At 71.6% G+C, this 16,881-nt stretch carries 14 protein-coding genes and 1 pseudogene; 8 read left to right on the top strand and 7 right to left on the bottom strand.

Annotated features, from left to right (window positions below):
• Nucleotides 1-5: 5 nt before the first annotated feature.
• Both KUF83_RS26610 and KUF83_RS26615 read right to left on the bottom strand, forming a co-directional pair.
• A complete protein-coding gene (locus KUF83_RS26610; protein ID WP_217457458.1) occupies nucleotides 6-944 on the bottom strand; it encodes a LysR family transcriptional regulator in 939 nt (312 codons plus the stop codon).
• Nucleotides 945-954: 10 nt separating this feature from the next.
• Nucleotides 955-1,953, bottom strand: a complete 999-nt coding sequence (locus tag KUF83_RS26615) for a fibronectin type III domain-containing protein (RefSeq protein WP_217457459.1) — start codon at nucleotides 1,951-1,953, stop codon at nucleotides 955-957.
• Nucleotides 1,954-2,314: 361 nt separating this feature from the next.
• On the opposite strand from KUF83_RS26615, the gene KUF83_RS26620 reads away from it, so the two are divergent.
• Nucleotides 2,315-3,196, top strand: a complete 882-nt coding sequence (locus KUF83_RS26620; protein ID WP_217457460.1) for a glycoside hydrolase family 75 protein — start codon at nucleotides 2,315-2,317, stop codon at nucleotides 3,194-3,196.
• A gap of 27 nt (nucleotides 3,197-3,223) precedes the next feature.
• On the opposite strand, the gene KUF83_RS26625 is transcribed toward KUF83_RS26620, so the two are convergent.
• The 4 genes from KUF83_RS26625 to KUF83_RS26640 form a co-directional block, all read right to left on the bottom strand.
• A complete protein-coding gene (locus KUF83_RS26625) occupies nucleotides 3,224-3,673 on the bottom strand; it encodes a PTS fructose transporter subunit IIA (RefSeq protein WP_308403137.1) in 450 nt (149 codons plus the stop codon).
• A complete protein-coding gene (dhaL, locus tag KUF83_RS26630) occupies nucleotides 3,666-4,265 on the bottom strand; it encodes a dihydroxyacetone kinase subunit DhaL (protein ID WP_217457461.1) in 600 nt (199 codons plus the stop codon). Before dhaL ends, KUF83_RS26625 begins: the two co-directional genes overlap by 8 nt.
• 76 nt (nucleotides 4,266-4,341) lie before the next feature.
• Entirely contained in the window at nucleotides 4,342-5,334 is a 993-nt protein-coding gene (dhaK, locus tag KUF83_RS26635) for a dihydroxyacetone kinase subunit DhaK (protein ID WP_217457462.1), read from the bottom strand.
• Between the two features lie 125 nt (nucleotides 5,335-5,459).
• Nucleotides 5,460-6,305, bottom strand: coding sequence for a hypothetical protein (locus KUF83_RS26640; RefSeq protein WP_217457463.1), 846 nt, complete (start codon nucleotides 6,303-6,305; stop codon nucleotides 5,460-5,462).
• 751 nt (nucleotides 6,306-7,056) lie between these two features.
• On the opposite strand from KUF83_RS26640, the gene KUF83_RS26645 reads away from it, so the two are divergent.
• Together KUF83_RS26645 and KUF83_RS26650 are read left to right on the top strand one after the other, a co-directional pair.
• Nucleotides 7,057-7,254: a hypothetical protein gene (locus KUF83_RS26645; protein WP_217457464.1), complete on the top strand. Its 198-nt coding sequence runs from the start codon at nucleotides 7,057-7,059 to the stop codon at nucleotides 7,252-7,254.
• Between the two features lie 97 nt (nucleotides 7,255-7,351).
• Nucleotides 7,352-8,164, top strand: coding sequence for a pectate lyase (locus KUF83_RS26650; RefSeq protein ID WP_217457465.1), 813 nt, complete (start codon nucleotides 7,352-7,354; stop codon nucleotides 8,162-8,164).
• 70 nt (nucleotides 8,165-8,234) lie between these two features.
• Here the strand turns inward: KUF83_RS26650 and KUF83_RS26655 are convergent, their stop codons facing one another.
• Nucleotides 8,235-9,575: an AbfB domain-containing protein gene (locus KUF83_RS26655; RefSeq protein ID WP_254644440.1), complete on the bottom strand. Its 1,341-nt coding sequence runs from the start codon at nucleotides 9,573-9,575 to the stop codon at nucleotides 8,235-8,237.
• Between the two features lie 521 nt (nucleotides 9,576-10,096).
• On the opposite strand from KUF83_RS26655, the gene KUF83_RS26660 reads away from it, so the two are divergent.
• The 5 genes and pseudogenes from KUF83_RS26660 to KUF83_RS26680 all read left to right on the top strand — a co-directional run bounded on the left by KUF83_RS26660 (nucleotide 10,097) and on the right by KUF83_RS26680 (nucleotide 16,841).
• Nucleotides 10,097-10,468: a four-helix bundle copper-binding protein gene (locus tag KUF83_RS26660; protein WP_217457466.1), complete on the top strand. Its 372-nt coding sequence runs from the start codon at nucleotides 10,097-10,099 to the stop codon at nucleotides 10,466-10,468.
• Nucleotides 10,469-10,635: 167 nt separating this feature from the next.
• A complete protein-coding gene (locus tag KUF83_RS26665) occupies nucleotides 10,636-11,826 on the top strand; it encodes an acyl-CoA dehydrogenase family protein (RefSeq protein WP_217457467.1) in 1,191 nt (396 codons plus the stop codon).
• Nucleotides 11,827-11,895: 69 nt separating this feature from the next.
• Nucleotides 11,896-12,694: pseudogene (locus KUF83_RS26670) on the top strand (oxygenase MpaB family protein).
• A 59-nt stretch (nucleotides 12,695-12,753) separates the two neighbouring features.
• Entirely contained in the window at nucleotides 12,754-14,994 is a 2,241-nt protein-coding gene (locus KUF83_RS26675; protein ID WP_217457468.1) for a serine/threonine-protein kinase, read from the top strand.
• Nucleotides 14,995-15,278: 284 nt separating this feature from the next.
• Nucleotides 15,279-16,841 (top strand): NAD(P)/FAD-dependent oxidoreductase, encoded by a 1,563-nt coding sequence (locus KUF83_RS26680; RefSeq protein ID WP_217457469.1) that lies wholly within the window; start codon nucleotides 15,279-15,281, stop codon nucleotides 16,839-16,841.
• The last annotated feature ends 40 nt before the right edge of the window (nucleotides 16,842-16,881 follow it).

Raw genomic sequence — 16,881 nt, forward strand, 5'->3', positions numbered from 1 at the left:
GGCGCTCACCAGGTGCGGCCGACCGCCAGCAGGCGCTCCCGCACGAGCGCGACATGGGGGTTGTCCGACCCGCCCGGGCGCTGCGCCAGATACGCGGTGTTGATCGGCGGGTCCTCGGGGGTGAGCAGCGGGACCAGTGCGCCGGAGGCCAGCGCGTCGAGGCACAGATACCGGGGGAGAACGGAGATCCCGGCGCCCGCGGCCACCGCAGCGAGGACACCCCGCAGATCCGGCACCGTGATCGCGGCCGGACCGTTCAGCCGTACGCCGAACACGTGCCGCCAGTAGCGCCGGGCGATGGGCAGGTCCTCCGCGTACGAGATCAGCGGCGCTCCGTGCAGTGCGGCGGGCCCGTCCGCGGCCACCCGGTCCGGCCCGATCCGCTCGGCCCACGCGGGCGCGGCGACGAGCACGAACTCCTCGTCCGCCAGCGGGACCGCGCTCAGCGTCCGGCCGCGCGGCCGTGACGTGGCGATCACCAGGTCGAAGCGGCCACCGCGCAGCCCCTCCAGCAGGTCGTCCGTCAGCCCGGTGGCCACCCGCAGCCGGACGCCCTGCGCGGTGAGCGGGGCGAGGGCGGGCAGCGCCCGGGTGCACAGCAGTTCCGCCGGGCCCGCCACGTGGACCGGCTCGGGCACCGGGCCGGCCCCGAAACCGCCGCGGTCCGTGACCGTCGCGAGCACGTCCAGCGGGGCCGCGACCCGTGCGGCCAGTTCGTCCGCGACCGCGGTCGACACCACACCGCGTGGCTGCCGCTCGAACAGCTCCCTCCCCAGCCGGTCCTCCAGGGACCGGATCTGCGTCGTCACCGTCGGCTGCGACAGCCCCAGCAGACGGGCCGCCGCCGTGAACGAGCCCGCCCGGTGCACGGCGAGAAAGGTGCGCAGCAGCGAGAGGTCGAGCGGCGCGGCCGGCACGATGCCATCGGACTCCCTATGGGGCATGGGGATGATCCTAGGCTCCGCCTATGGTCGTCACCGTACGCTCCGCCGAGAAGGCGCCCCAGGTCCCGTCCGGCAGCTTCGCCCGGATCCGCACCCGCTGGGTGACGCCGGCCTCCCTCCCCACGTAGAAGCTGTACGTCGCCCTGCCGCGGGGCGGCGTCCCGCCCCAGACGAGCGAGGTGACCGGCTGCCGGTCGAGCTGGATCTGGTACTCCGTGATCACCCCGTCCACGTCGGGCGCGGTCCACGACAGGTCGAGGTAGTGGGCCCCGTCCGTGCGGTGGGTGGTGGCGCGGAACGCGGTGGGTGCCAGGCCCGTTCCGCCGGCCGCGCCGTTCCCGCCGGGGGCCGCCGGGGTGGTGACCTGGACGGTCTCGCTCGCGGGCGAGACGTTGTCCGCGGCGTCGCGCGCCCGGACCGTGAAGGAGTAGCGCGTACCCGGCCGCAGCCCGGTCACCACGGTCGCCGTCTGCGCACCGCCGACACTGTGGATCTTTGTGTCGCCCTGGTGGATGTCGTACGAGGCCACGTCCCCGCCGTCGGCGGACCGGGTCCAGGACAGCTGAGCCGCCCGGCTTCCGGCCGCCTTGCCGCGCAGATGCTCCGGCCGGCCGGGAGCCCGCTCGTCGGCGGCGGTCGCGGCAGGGGTGGTGGCCCGTACCCGCTCGCTCGCCGGCCCGAGCCGTCCGTCGGCGTCCTGCGCCCGTACGGAGAAGGCGTACTCGGTCGACGGCTTGAGCCTGGTGACGTCGACCATGTGCTGCGAACCAGGTACTTCCTTCACTTTGGTGGTGCCGCGATACACCTCATAGTGGTCGACCTCGGAATCTCCGGAGGCCCGGTTCCACATGACGTGCACGCTGGTCGCACTGCCCGCCGCCGCGGTGACACCGTCGGGAGCCGCCGGTGGCCGTCCGCTCACACCCGTGCTCTGCCCGCCCCAGCCGCAGGACACCAGTGTGAGCAGCGCGCCGCAGACGGCGGCGGCTCGTATGCATACGCGTCGCACAGCCCAGCCCTCCCTCGACGGGATTGGTCCGGACCAATATGGCGCCGCTGGTGCGGTCGCATCAAGGGGGCTGCCGTTCGCGATATCGACCGCGCATTACGTATGCTGATCCTCCTGGCAACCGAACTCGCCCTCGTCGCAGGGGAGTTCATGCCGTTGGCGCGGACCGCTGTCGTCGCTGATCCCGTGCCGGCGAGGGTGGCCGGGTGGTCGGAGCCGATGACGCTCCGGCCGCCCGGCTGCCGACGGACCGTCATCGGGCGTGCACCGTACGGCCCCCCAACGGTGGCCGCACGGCCGGACCCCCACCAGATTGGGCTGAGTGTCCGTCAGTGCCCGCCCCAGGAGAGGGTCTCTCATCGTGCGTGTCCGGTCGCTGACGCTGGCCGTGGCCGGCGTCGCCCTGCTCGCCCCCACCGTTCCCACGCCCACCCCGCTGCCCGACCCCGTGCCCGAGCGTGCCGGGCACACCCCGGCTGAGACGAACGCCCATGGCGAGGCAAGCGCACGGAACACGCCGGGTGTTCGGGACAGCGGAAACCCGCCGCGCAAGGGGACCGTCCGAGGCCCGGTGAACGCTCCGGGTCAGAGCCTCTCGGGCACCGGGAAAACCCTGGCCGCGGGGAAGACCCCGGCGGCGGCGGGTGCCCCGGGTGCAGGGCATGTCCGGGCCGCGGAACTCCTGGCCGCGGTACGCGACTGCGCGCCCGTCTCACGGGGCCGCTTCCGCAGCGACGACGGGGCACCCGCGGACATCCCGGTCTGCGGCAAGCGGGGCGCCGTCTTCTGGAAGGCCGACATGGACATCGACTGCGACGGCCGGCCGGGCCGGCACTGCAACAGGCGTACCGACCCCCTCTTCTCCGGCGCCACCGCCTACCAGCAGTCCGACGGGCGCCAGCTGAGCGCCGAGCGGCTGCCGTACGTCGTCGTGCCCGCACCGAGTCGTCGCTGGAACCACCGCGCCCACGGTGTCCGGCGCGGCACGGTGGCAGCCGTCGTCCACGGCGACCGTGTGCGGTACGCCGTCGTGGGCGACGTCGGCCCCGACGACATCATCGGCGAGGCGTCGTACGCCACGGCGCGGGGTCTGGGGATCCGCCCCGACCCGCAGGGCGGCGGAGTGGCCTCAGGGGTCACCTACATCCTGTTCAAGGGCTCCGGCGCCTCGCCCATCGAGAGCCGCCGGGCGGCCGCCGCCCAGGGGGAGCGGCTCGCCCGGCAGTTCGTCCGCAGGAACTGACGCCCGGGCCGGGCCGGGCGGCCCGCCTCACACCTTCCGGTACGTGTACGCCTCCGCCGCGGCCGCTTCCACCGCCGCCAGGTCCGCTCCCGCCGAGGCCGTGACGACCGCCGCCACCGCGCCCTCGACGAACGGCGCGTCCACCAGACGGGTGCCCGCGGGGAGTTCGTCGCCCTCGGCCAGCAGGGCCTTCACGGTGAGGACCGCGCTGCCGAGGTCCGTGAGCACCGCGACCCCGGCCCCCCGGTCCACCGAGGCCGCCGCGGCGGAGATCAGCTCGGAACTGGTGCCCAGGCCGCCGTCCCCGTCACCGCCCGCCGGTGCCACCGGAGCGGTCGGACCGCCACCCGCGAGCCCCGTCGCCAGCTCGGCGACCGAGGCCGCCACCGCCGCGCTGTGCGACACGAGGACGACACCCACGAGCTTGTCGCCGCCTCCCTCCGCCGTGTTCGCCGCGGCACCCACGACGTCACTCACCGGCCACCTCCGCCAGTGCCGCGATCAAGAGGGCCGAGGAGGTGGCACCCGGGTCCTGGTGCCCGATGCTGCGCTCGCCCAGGTAGCTCGCCCGTCCCTTGCGTGCCTGCAACGGCGTGGTCGCGAGAGCGCCCTCCTGCGCGGCGGCCCGCGCGGCGCCGAAGGACTCACTGAGGGCGTCGACCGCCGGCACGAGCGCGTCGACCATCGTCTTGTCGCCGGGCGCCGCGCCGCCGAGCTGCATCACCGCGTCCACACCGGTGCGCAGCGCGTCCGCGAGGTCCTGCTCGCCGACCTCGGCCGCGTCGCCGAGCGCCTTGCCCGTGCGGCGCAGCAGGGTTCCGTACAACGGCCCCGAGGCGCCGCCCACCGTCGAGATCAACTGGCGTCCGGCGAGCGTCAGTACGGCGCCGGGTGTGCCCGGCGCCTCCTTCTCCAGCGTGGCCGCCACGGCCCGGAACCCGCGCTGCAGATTGCTGCCGTGGTCGGCGTCACCGATCGGTGAGTCGAGGTCGGTGAGCCGTTCCGCCTCGCGTTCCACGGACGCGGCGGTCGCCGTCATCCAACGGCGGAAGAAGTCGGCGTCGAGCACTGGATCTCCTTGCGTGGTAAGGGTGTTGACCGCCGCTCCGGCGGGGCCGGTCGGGCGCGAGCGGAGAAGCCGCGCCCTACACGCCCCAGCGCAGACCCGCCGTACGCACCGGCGCGTTCCACAGCCGCAGCAGGTCCTCGTCGATCTGGCACAGGGTCACCGAGGCCCCGGCCATGTCGAGCGAGGTCACGTAGTTGCCGACGAGGGTGTGCGCCACCGGGACCCCACGGTCGGTCAGGACCCGCTGTACCTCCGCGTTGAAGCCGTACAGCTCCAACAGGGGAGTGGCGCCCATGCCGTTCACCAGGACCAGGACGGGGTTGCGCGGGTTCAGGTCCTCCAGGATCGCGTTCACCGAGAAGTCGGCGATCTCCCGCGAGGTCATCATCGCCCGCCGTTCCCGGCCCGGCTCACCGTGGATCCCGACGCCCAACTCCAGCTCCCCGGCGGGCAGATCGAAGGTGGGACTGCCCTTGGCAGGTGTGGTGCAGGCGCTGAGGGCGACACCGAAACTGCGCGAGTTCTCGTTGACCTGGCGGGCCAGCGCCTCGACCCGCTCCAGCGGCAGGCCCTCCTCGGCGGCGGCGCCCGCGATCTTCTCCACGAACAGGGTGGCGCCGGTGCCGCGGCGGCCGGCCGTGTAGAGGCTGTCCGTGACGGCCACGTCGTCGTCCACGAGGACCTTGGCGATCTGGATGCCCTCGTCCTCGGCGAGCTCCGCCGCCATGTCGAAGTTGAGGACGTCTCCGGTGTAGTTCTTCACGATGAACAGCACCCCGGCGCCGCTGTCCACGGCGGCCGCGGCCCGCACCATCTGGTCCGGCACCGGGCTCGTGAACACCTCACCGGGACAGGCGGCCGACAGCATTCCGGGACCCACGAACCCACCGTGCAGCGGCTCGTGCCCCGAACCACCGCCCGACACGAGCCCCACCTTTCCGGCCACCGGGGCGTCCCGCCGTACGATCACCCGGTTCTCGACATCCACGGTCAGCTCAGGATGCGCGGCGGCCATGCCCCGCAGTGCGTCCGCGACAACCGTCTCCGCGACGTTGATGAGCATCTTCATGGGTACCTCCTGGTGAGACTGGCAGCCTGCTCTGGGCAGTATCAGTCCTGTGACGCCGAATGGTCACGTGTACCGACGTCCCGGACGCGCGGGTCGCACCTTTGCTGCCGTGCGGCGGCGGGAGATCACGGCCGGCCGAGCAGGCGGTGCAGCGACGCCGTCAGGCTCGCCACGAAGGAGTCACGGGTCCCGTCGTCGAGGAGGTCCAGGGACAGATAGGGGTTGAGGTCCTCCAGCTCGACCAGCAGCAGTTCGCCGTCCGGGGCACGGCAGGCGTCGACTCGCTGGATGCCGTGGTCGATGTCGTTCCAGTCGATGAAACGCCCGGCGAAGTCCAGATCGGCAGCCGTGGGTTCGTAGCGTTCGAGGGCCCAGCGCCGGTCGGGGCGGGGCGCGTACAGGGCGTACTGGAAGCTGTGGTCGACGTAGTAGAACGACACCTCGTACCGGAAGCCGATCCGCGGCTGAACCAGCATGCCGGGGCCGATCTCGTACTGCTGGGCTCTCAACCGCTCACGGGTGACGAACTCCAGGCCTGTCGAGTCCGCGCCGAACTTCGGTTTCACGACGTACTCGGCCGCGTCCGGGAGCAGCCCGAGGTCCTCCGGCCGGTCGACGGTCGGGATCACGGGAAAACCCTGCGCGGTCAGGTCGAGAAGGTACTGCTTTCCGGCCTGGTCCCCCTTGCCCGTCAGCTGGGTGCAGACCCGGGCGCCCCGCCGGAGCGCCCGGTCGCGGAAGTCGTCGTACGCGGCCTGGTACCGCAGGACGGGTCCGCTGTTGCGGACCACGATCGCGTCGACGGCCAGGGCGTCCATGAACGCGGCGGCGTCGAGTGGATGGCACAGCGCGATGTCGAAGTCCGCGCGGAGCCGGGAAGTCAGGAAGATGTCCTCGTCGCAGTACCGGCGCCCCTTGGCCTGATAGGCCAGGTCGGTCACGAACAGCAGCCTGGGCCGGACGGACGCCATGGGCACTCCCGAAGATCGGTTTTCGGCCTCCATTACACACCGGGCATTGCCCACCGGGTCGGCTCCGGGCAGGTCCCACGGGCCGGAACCGGCGCGGAACCGGCCCGATGCGGCCCGGATGCGGGCCGGTCGGGCTCGGATGCGGTCCGGGTGAGGCCCGACAGGCCGGTGAGACCCTCGATGCCCGGGCCCGGTGCCCCGGCCGTCACCCGTTCCCCCGGGAAGCCGGTGGCGGGCAACGGCCGCGTGGCTCGCCCTCCCCGGAGGGCTTCGGTCAGCTCCGTGAACCGTCGGCCGCGTACCCGGCGCTGGGCCAACGGACCCGCGCGACCCGCGCGGCCCGGGTGAGCCGGGGAGTACCGCGCGGCCGTTCGCGGGATCCGGGCGGCGGGTCTCCGCGGGCCCGGGAGATGACCATGCCGCTGAGGTGCCGGTCCGTGCCGGGCGGGGGAGGCGACACGGACGTGTTCTGCGCGAAGCGTTGACTAGAAAGCGCTTGCCCCTTACGTTCCCGTTCAGCAGCGTGACCCGGCGCCGGCAGCTCGTATATGAGATGCCAGATGCCGGAGGCGGTATGGCCTGGGAACGTGCACTTCCCGAGATGCCGCCAGGAGCCGCACGGAGAGGCGCCACACTCGCAAGGCGATCCACATGACGTACGTAGTTCACGTATCTGAAAAATGGAACGCTCTCGAAGGGACGCACCCGCATGTGTACTCGCCCCCCACGTACACACCCCAGGAGACTGGCCGTGGCCACGGTCGCGGCAGCCGCTCGAGCGATCCCCGCCGCCGTGACCCTGCCGTGGTCCGCGGGCGCCGCCGAAGCCACCCCCATCGGTTTCGGCGGCGGCGTCACGGGCGGTGACGGCGCGGGCGCCGTGACGGTGGCCACGTTCCCCGCCTTCGAGGCGGCGGTCACCGGCGGCACTCGATCGTCGGCCCGGTGACCTCCGGAGCGGGCGCCGGAAAGCTCTGACCCCCACCAACGGCCGCCGGTACCGCCGGCAGTCGCTGAACCCCCACCAGGAGAGAAGGAAACGGGACATGACTTCTCAGGCACAGCCGCGGACGCGGCAGCGTCTGCGCAATCCCGCGCGGCAGACCCTGACCGGCGGCCTCGGCGCCCTCGGTCTCACTGTTGGCATGATCATGACAGGTCTCACGCTTCCCGCGGCGAATGCCGCCACCTGGCCGACACCCTCCAGCAGTCAGGGTGTCTCCGCCACCATCGACGTGTCCGGCACCAAGGACTACGGGATGAAGCGTTTCTACGGCACCGGCGATCTGGCCGGTGACGGCCAGGAGGAGGGCCAGGACCCGATCCTGAAGCTCGCCGACGGCGCGGTGCTGAAGAACGTCATCATCGGGGCTCCGGGCGCCGACGGCATCCACTGCTCGGGCAGTTGCACCCTGCAGAACGTCTGGTGGGAGGACGTCGGCGAGGACGCCGCCACCTTCAAGGGCGGCAACGGCGCCACGTACACGGTGAGCGGCGGAGGCGCGAAGAAGGCCGCGGACAAGGTCTTCCAGCACAACGGCGGCGGCACACTGAACATCTCGAACTTCGCGGTACAGGAGTTCAAGACGCTCTACCGCTCCTGCGGGGACTGCTCCACGTCGTACACGCGGAAGGTGAACCTCAACACCATCGACGTGACCGGGACCGGTTCCACGGCGAGGATCGTCGGCATCAACGTCAACCGCAACGACGTGGCGACGCTGCGCAACATCACGATCCGCAGCGACGCGAGCCGCAAGGTCGTTCCCTGCCAGAAGTACAACAACAACACGGCGGTCGGCACCGGACCCGACAGCACCAACTGCAAGTACGCCACCTCGGACATCACCTACAGGTGAGCCGTGGCCCCGGCGGCCGGACGAACCCCCACCTTGCTCGGGGTTCGCCGGGCCGCCGGGCGCCTGCGTGTCAGGCCCAGGCGGTGGCGACGACGAACGAACTGTCCTGGCGGAAGAGGTCGGTGGCGTCCGCATGGTCCACGCGGAGCTGGTAGTTGTAGTGGCGCAGGTAGTGGCCGGGGTAGTTGTACGACTCCAGGCGCACGGACCCGGACGAACTGCCCGTCCGGGCGATGAAGGTGGCGTCCCTGGCGAACGTGGACGAGCCGTTGTTCGCGTCGAAACGGCCCCGGAAGTCCCAGTGGCGCAGGTAGTTGCCGGCCGCGTTGCGGAACGAGTAGCCGTTGCCGTCGGCGAGTCCCGGCACGATGGTGAACGTGGACGCCTGCTTCTCCGCGGTCGTGCTGGAAGCGGTCACCACGGGAAGGTTGAGCAGGGCGGACTGGTCCTGCCAGTAGCGGGTGGTGAAGTTGCCCGACCGGAGTGAGCGCGTGACCCCGGTCGGCAGGGAGACCCCGCCGGAGACCGTCTCCTTGATCACGGTGAAGTGGCGCGCGGTGCCGGAGATGCCCGGCAGTGCCCGGGGAGCGCTCCAGGTGGCGAACGAGTCGTAGCTGTCGCTGTAGTAGTAACTGCCGTCGCCGTAGCCGTCGAAGAAGATCCGCCAGGCACCGTTGTCGAGCTGTATCAGCGCGGCGCCCTCACGTGTGCTGCCCCAGCCGGCCCAGTTGCCCGTCCTGCTGATGGTGTACGGGCCGGCGAGCGAGGTGGCCGTGGCGTACTCGATGTACTTCGACGTCTCGTTCTTCGTGAACGCGTGGTAGGTCGAGCCGGTCTTCACCACGAACGTGTCGATGTGGTTGGCGCCGATGCCGGACATCGCGACCGGGGAAGTCCATGCGGTGAGCGCCGAGTTGGTGGCCCGCAGCCGGTACGGTGTGAAGATCCACTCGTCGTTGGTGGTCGAACAGGACACGAGGATGTTCACGCTGCCGTCGCTGTCGACGAACCACTCCGGCGCCCAGGCGCGCGACAGGTTCGCGATGGGGACGGTGTAGTCGTACAGGAACGTCCAGTTGGTGCGGTCCGAGCTGCGGGCGAAGCCGATGGTGGTGCTGGTGTCCTGCCAGGTGTGCGTGGTGTAGGTGATGTAGTAGTAGCCGTCGGTGTGCTTGAAGATGCTGGCGTCGCGGATGCGGTTGGCGGGCGGCGTGTACGCGGAGGCCCTGGCGAGGCGGAAGTCCGTTGCGTCGTCCGACTGGTAGACGTTCACGGTGCCGTCGTTGCTGTTGAGGAACGGCACGATGGTGTAGCGGGTGGCGGAGCCGCTGGGCGGCGCGGCCGCCGAGGCGGTACCGAGCAGGCCCGGCACCCCGCCCACGACGAGGGCCGAGGCCGGCAGCGCGGCCATCGCCCGCAGCAGACTCCGGCGCGAGGGCGCGAAGGTCCGGTACGCGCCGATCGCGTCCGGCGTGGCAGCGGGTCCGGCGGATCTGTCTGGCGTCATCATGTGCGGCTCTCCTTGCTGGTGCTTCCTGCGTTCCTGCGTTCCTGCCGTCGTGCCGTTCGTGTCGTGCTCGGTGGTGCTGGTGCCGGGCCTACGGGCGCCGGGGTCGTCCGTCCCGGGAACCGAGGTGCCTCGCCGTCCGCCCGACTGCCCTCACGCGCCGCCGACCGGCGAACGGCGTCCTGGGCAGGGTCGTGCGCACCACCCCAACTGGTCGATATGTCGAACATGGTTCGGTAAAGCGGTCAGAACGTAGGGCGCAGTTGTGGCCACGTCAATAACTTCGACACGCTCAGTCACTTGCGCCTCTGCTGTGCCAGGGGTGTCACGTACGCGTCGCGCGCCCGCCCCCACTCCGGGCCGACCCGCGGTGAAGTCCCGTACGCCCATGGTTTGGCGGGGCGGTGTCCGGCTACCCGGACCACGTGTCAGTGACAGAGCTACAGGAACTCGTCCGTTTCCTCGAGGATCGGTTCGCCTGTGCGCAGGCCTGTACCGACTGCGCCCGGGTGTGCGCCCTGCGAGCGAGCCTCGCCGACCTCGACGGCCCCGAAGAGCAGCAACTGGTGCGGCGCAAGGGCATCCTGTGCGCGGAGGTCTGCGACGCGACCTGCCGTGTCCTCGCCGAACAGGAGACGCAGTCCGAGGACTCGATGCGCGCACAGGTCGAGTGGTGCCGTGCCGTCTGCCTCGAGACCGCCCACGTCTTCGAGCGCAGCCCGGGATCCGAGGAGAGCGCCCGGTCCTGCCGGGACTGCGCGCGTGCCTGTTCGGAATTCCTCACCCTGCTGCGCTGATCCGCCCCGCCTGCCCTGCCGCGGCGGCGCGTGTCGCCCGTACGCGACCCGGGCACGGCACCGGCATTCCCCCTTTGGCATTCCCAATTTCTGGAACACGTTCTACGGTGTGCGCCGTCAGGTCCGGGTGGCCGCCGACAGCGGGCCAGGGGAACCAGGGAGGCGCCGTGCATCTCGAATACACGCCGGAGCAGCAGCGGTTGCGCACCGAACTGCGCGCCTACTTCAACGAACTCGTCCCGGACGACGTGCACGCCCGCTACGACGACCCGGCGGCGCAGAAGCGCTTCTACCGGGACACCATCCGCCGCCTCGGCTCCGACGGCTGGCTCGGGGTGGGATGGCCGAAGGAGTTCGGCGGGCGCGGACTGACGCCGATGGAGCAGTTCATCTTCTTCGACGAGGCCGCCCAGGCGGGCGCGCCTCTGCCGCTGATGGCGCTGAACACGGTCGGACCGACGATCATGCGGTTCGGCACCGACGAGCAGAAGGCGTACTTCCTCCCGAAGATCCTCTCCGGCGAGATCGACTTCGCCATCGGCTACAGCGAGCCGGACGCGGGCACGGACCTGGCCGCCCTGAAGACGAAGGCGGTCCGGGAGGGCGACGAGGACACCGGCCACTACACGGTCAACGGGCAGAAGATCTGGACGACGAACGGCGACACCGCCGACTGGGTCTGGCTCGCCGTCCGCACCGACCCCGCAGCGCCGCCGCACAAGGGCATCACCATGCTCCTCGTGCCGACCACCGAGCCCGGCTACTCCTGCACGATCATCAACACCCTCGCCTCGCACGACACCACCGCCAGCTACTACGAGAACATCCGCGTACCCGCCTCCCGCCGTGTCGGCGAGGAGAACAAGGGCTGGCGGCTGATCACCAACCAGCTCAACCACGAGCGCGTCACCCTCGCCGCCCACGGCACCATGGCCATCCGCGCCCTGCACGACGTCCAGCGCTGGGCCATGGAGACCAAACTCGCGGACGGCCGCCGCGTCGTCGACCTCCCCTGGGTGCGCCGGAACCTCGCCCGCACCCACACCAGGCTCGACGCGATGAAACTCCTCAACTGGCAGATGGTGAACGCCGTCCAGGAGGGCACCCTCACCCCCCAGGACGCCTCCGCGGTCAAGGTCTACGGGTCCGAGGCCCGCCGCGACGCGTACGCCTGGCTCATGGAGATCGTCGCCGTCGCGGGTGTGCTCAAGGAGGGTTCGGCGGGCGCGGTACTCCACGGCGAACTGGAGCGCGGTTACCGGTCGGCCGTCATCTTCACCTTCGGCGGCGGCAACAACGAGATCCAGCGGGAGATCATCTCGTGGATCGGCCTGGGGATGCCGCGGGTACGGCGTTAGCCTGGCAGCGTGGACGTGGATCGCGCCGCGGACCCCGGCCTCTACGGTCCGAAGTCCGTGACCTGGCAGATGCACAGCGACCCCATGATGTGGGTCGCCGGCGTCCGCGCGCTCTACCTCCAGGCGCTGCACCCGCGAGCGGTGCGCGGCGTCATGCAGAACTCCGACTTCCGCAAGGACGCCTGGGGTCGCCTGATGGGTATAGCCCACTTCGTCGGCACCACGACGTACGGGACGAAAGAGGCGGCCGAGGAGGCCGGTGCGAGGGTGCGGAAGATTCACACGATGCTCACGGCGACCGACCCCGACACCGGGGAGCGCTACCGGATCGACGAGCCGGAACTGCTGCTGTGGGTGCACTGCGCCGAGATCGACTCCTACCTGCACGTCCTGCGCCGGTCAGGCTTCCGCCTCACGGACGCGCAGGCCGACCGGTACATCGGCGAACACCGCGTCAGCGCACGGCTGGTGGGCCTCGACCCCGCCGGAGTACCGTCCGACCAGCGGGAACTGGCCGCGTACTTCGAGAAGGTGCGGCCGGAACTGGCCGCGGGAGCGGAGGCGCGGGACGTCGACGACTTCCTGCGCGGACCGCCCGTCCACCCGCTGCTGGTTCCCGGCGCGCGCACTGCTGTGGCGGTGGGTGGCGCAGTCGGCGTACGCCTCACTGCCGCCGTACGCCCATGAGTTGTACGGAAGATCCGTACGGTCGCCCCGTGCCGTGACCCTGCGGTTGCGTCTCACCGGCACCGTGCTGCGCTGTGTTCCCGCACGTCTGCGCTGGCAACTGCCGCCCAAACACATTGTGCGCGCCATGTCACGGCTCGGCCCCGGCTCGCGCCCCGCGCCGTACAAAGTCGGACCATAGCTCGCCATACTGGACGAGCCAGGGGAGGGCGGGTCGGACGACGGGGGCGATCGCAGCAGATGGGGGACACCAGGCTCATCCAGGGCCGGTACCGGTTGCTCGACCTGATCGGTCGAGGCGGCATGGGGGAGGTGTGGCGTGCCCGGGACGAGTCGCTGGGCAGACAGGTCGCCGTCAAGTGCCTCAAACCACTGGGGCATCATCACGACCACTCGTTCACCCGTGTCCTGCGGGAGAGGTTCCGCCGCGAGGCGCGGGTGGCCGCGGCCCTCCAGCACCGGGGGGTGACGGTCGTCCACGACTTCGGGGAGTCCGACGGCGTCCTGTACCTCGTGATGGAGCTGCTCGACGGGCGCAACCTGAGCCAGCTCCTGGAGGACAACAAGAACCACCCGCTGCCCGTCGCCGACATCGTGGAGGTCGCCGACCAGGTGGCCGCCGCCCTCGCCTACACCCACCAACAGGGCATCGTGCACCGCGACCTGAAGCCCGCCAACATCATGCGGCTCGACGACGGCACGGTGAAGATCTGCGACTTCGGCATCGCCCGGCTCGGCGCCGACATCGGCTTCACGTCGCGCCTGACCGGAACCGGCATCGCGATGGGCACCCCGCACTACATGTCGCCCGAGCAGATCGGTGGGGTCCACGTCGACCAGCGCAGCGACCTCTACTCCTTCGGCTGCGTGCTGTACGAGATCGCCACCGGCGCCCCGCCGTTCGACCTCGACGACGCGTGGGCGGTCCTGGTCGGCCACCGGGACACGCTCCCCGAACCACCGCGCAGCCACCGGTCGGAACTCCCGGAGTACCTGGACGGGATCATCCTCGACCTGCTGGCGAAGGAGCCCGGGCAGCGCCCGCACGATGCCCGTGAGCTGGGCCGCCGTATCGGCGAGGGCCGCACCACGCCCGCGTACGTGCCGACCGTGGTGTCGGCCCCGCTGGGGCGCGGGACGACGGAGCGGCCCGCGCCGCGCGAGGCGCGCCTGCCGTCCTGGACCCGCGGAATGACCACCGGTCACAAGGCGACCGGGGCCGGACTGCGCACCACGCCGCCGGACGCCGCCGCGGGCCTCACCGGCGACTGGATAGCGCGCACCGACACCCGCCGGGCCCATGAGCCCGTGACCGCCGAGCGGCCCGCCCCGTCACCGGACCTGCTCGCCACCCTCACCGGCCGCCACAACGCGGGGCTGAGTCTGGGACGGCTGGGCCGCTGGGCGGAGGCCGGTGAGGTGCACCGCGCGGTCGCCGTCGAACGCGAACACGCCCTCGGACCCGACCACCCCGACACACTGGCCAGCCGCTACGAGGTCGGCTTCACCCTCAGCCGCACGGGCCGCCCCGCCGACGCGCTGCGCGAATACGGGCACGTGGCGCGGACCAGGGAACACGTCCTCGGCCCCGACCACCCGGACACCCTGGCCGCCCGCCAGGAAATGGCGTACGTGCTGGGTCAGTTGGGGCGCCACTTCGAGGCGCACCAGGTCTACACGGCCGTGCTGGCCACCCGGGAACAGGCCATGGGACCCGACCACCCGGACACCCTGCGCTGTCGGCACAACCTCGCCTTCAACCTGAGCAGGCTCGGGCGGCTGGAGGACTCGTACCGCATGGCGAGCGAGGTGGCTGTGGCCCGCGCCCGGGTACTGGGCCCGAACCACCCCGACACGCTCGTCACCCGCTACGAAGTGGCGTACGCGCTCGGTCAGTTGGGTCGGTGGCCAGAGGCGCTGCAGACCTACCAGGAGGTCGCCGCGGCCAGGGGGCAGGCGCTCGGCCCCGACCATCCGGACACGCTCGCCGCCCGCTACGAGGTCGGCATCAGTCTCGGCAGGCTCGGGCGCAGCGCCCAGGCCCTGGAGCTGTACCGGGGCCTGATCGACGACCGTGTCCGCGTCCACGGCTCCGGCCACCCGGAGACCCTGCGCGCCCGGCACGGGCTCGGGGTCAACCTGGGCCGGCTCGGCCGCTGGGAGGAGGCCCTCGCCGAGTCCCGCGACGTGTGCGCCATCCGGGAGCGTGTCCTCGGGCCCGACCACCCGGACACCCTGGTGAGCCGTCGTGAGGTCGCCGTCGGTCTCGGCTGGCTCGGGCGCTGGACCGACGCCCTCACCGAGTACCGGCAGGTGGCCGGCGCACGGGAACGTGTCCTCGGCGCCGACCATCCGGACGCGCTGGCCAGCCGCAACGACGAGGCCCACTGCCTGGAGCAGCTCGGCCGAGGGGCGGAGGCGGTCGAGCTGTACCGGAGGGTGGCGGCGTTGCGGCAGCAGCGGGCGTCCGGGGCGCGGTGACGCCCCGGGCTCTTCTGCCGATGCCCCCTGCCCCTGCCCCTTGCCCCTGCCTCTGGGGCTGATGGCTGAGGGGCAGGGGGCTCTGGGCGGGGCTGTGCTGCCCGTCCGCGTCCGGCACAGCCACCGCCCGCGCCCGGTTCTCGGCCGCGGGTCGTGTGGGGCCGGGCGCGCAGTTCCCCGCGCCCCTTGCGGGGCGCGGCCGGGGCTCTCCGGTGCTCGGTCGGGTGCCCGCCGGGTGCCGCGTATGCCTGGCCGACCTAGATCATCGCGTGTTACCAAGAAGCATGGCTGCACACGAGGGACATCGGGAACACGACGTCGTCATCGTCGGCGGGGGCCACAACGGTCTGGTCGCCGCCGCCTACCTGGCCCGCGCGGGGAAGTCCGTCCTCGTCCTGGAGCGATTGGGGAACACCGGCGGCGCCGCCGTCTCGACCCGGCCGTTCGCCGGGGTTGACGCGCGGCTGTCGCGCTACTCCTACCTGGTCAGCCTGCTGCCCCGGAAGATCGTCCGGGACCTGGGCCTGGACTTCCGGGTGCGCGGCCGGACCGTGTCCTCCTACACGCCCACCGAACGCGACGGGCGGCCCGCCGGACTGCTCATCGGCGGTGGTGAGCGGCGCACCAGGGAGGCCTTCGCCCGGCTCACCGGCTCGGGCCGCGAGTACCAGGCCTGGCAGCGCTTCTACGGCATGACCGGCCGCGTCGCGAAGCAGGTGTTCCCCACCCTGACCGAACCGCTCCCCACGCGCGACGAACTGCGCCGCCGTATCGACGACGAGGAGGCCTGGCGCATCCTCTTCGAGGAACCGCTGGGGGTGGCCGTCGAGGACACCTTCGCCGACGACCTCGTCCGCGGGGTCGTCCTCACCGACGCGCTCATCGGCACCTTCGCCGACGCCCACGATCCCTCCCTGCGGCAGAACCGCTGCTTCCTCTATCACGTGATCGGCGGCGGCACGGGAGCCTGGGACGTGCCGGTCGGCGGCATGGGGGCGCTCACCGACGCACTGGCCGGCGCGGCGCGAGGCGCCGGCGCGGTCCTCGCGACCGGCCACGAGGCGCTCCGGGTGGAGACCGACGGACGCTCCGCCGAGGTCACCTACCGGAGCGCGGAGGGCGAGGGGACCGTCGCGGCCCGGCACGTCCTCGTCAACGCCTCCCCGCAGGAGCTCGCGCGACTGACCGGCGACGAGCCGCCGGCCCCCGCCGAGGGCGCCCAGCTCAAGGTGAACATGCTGCTGAAGCGGCTGCCCCGGCTGCGCGACACGTCCGTCGACCCGCGTGAGGCCTTCTCCGGCACCTTCCACATCGCCGAGGGCTACGAGCAACTCGCCACCGCGCACGCGCAGGCCGCGTCCGGTGCGCTGCCCGAGGCGCCGCCCTCGGAGATCTACTGTCACTCGCTGACCGATCCCACGATCCTGGGACCCGACCTCGTCCAGCAGGGCTGCCACACCCTCACGCTCTTCGGCCTCCACACGCCCGCCCGGCTCTTCGCGCGTGACAACGACGGCGTACGCGAGGAACTCCTCAAGTCGACCCTGGCGCAACTGGACGCACACCTCGTCGAACCGCTCGCCGACTGTTTGGCCACCGACGCGGACGGCCGCCCCTGTATCGAGGCGAAGACGCCCCTCGATCTGGAACGCGACCTCAGGCTGCCCGGCGGCAACATCTTCCACCGCGACCTGGCCTTCCCCCACGTCCAGGAGGGCACCGGCCGCTGGGGCGTCGAGACCCGGCACGCCAACGTCCTGCTCTGCGGTGCGGGTGCGGTACGCGGAGGAGGGGTGAGCGGAGTACCTGGGCACAACGCGGCCATGGCACTCCTGGAAGCCTCGTAGGGCCTGGCAGGGCCTCGTAGAGCCCCCGTCAGGGGCGAGG

This window comes from Streptomyces sp. BV286, assembly GCF_019090165.1.
GTDB lineage: Bacteria > Actinomycetota > Actinomycetes > Streptomycetales > Streptomycetaceae > Streptomyces.

What these genes read in the sequence shown, in the direction of transcription:
- dhaK (WP_217457462.1), bottom strand. Translation starts at nt 5,334, where the DNA reads ATGAAGATGCTCATCAACGTCGCGGAGACGGTTGTCGCGGACGCACTG.
- KUF83_RS26650 (WP_217457465.1), top strand. Translation starts at nt 7,352, where the DNA reads ATGACTTCTCAGGCACAGCCGCGGACGCGGCAGCGTCTGCGCAATCCC.
- KUF83_RS26680 (WP_217457469.1), top strand. Translation starts at nt 15,279, where the DNA reads ATGGCTGCACACGAGGGACATCGGGAACACGACGTCGTCATCGTCGGC.
- KUF83_RS26675 (WP_217457468.1), top strand. Translation starts at nt 12,754, where the DNA reads ATGGGGGACACCAGGCTCATCCAGGGCCGGTACCGGTTGCTCGACCTG.
- KUF83_RS26610 (WP_217457458.1), bottom strand. Translation starts at nt 944, where the DNA reads ATGCCCCATAGGGAGTCCGATGGCATCGTGCCGGCCGCGCCGCTCGAC.
- KUF83_RS26640 (WP_217457463.1), bottom strand. Translation starts at nt 6,305, where the DNA reads ATGGCGTCCGTCCGGCCCAGGCTGCTGTTCGTGACCGACCTGGCCTAT.
- KUF83_RS26655 (WP_254644440.1), bottom strand. Translation starts at nt 9,575, where the DNA reads ATGGCCGCGCTGCCGGCCTCGGCCCTCGTCGTGGGCGGGGTGCCGGGC.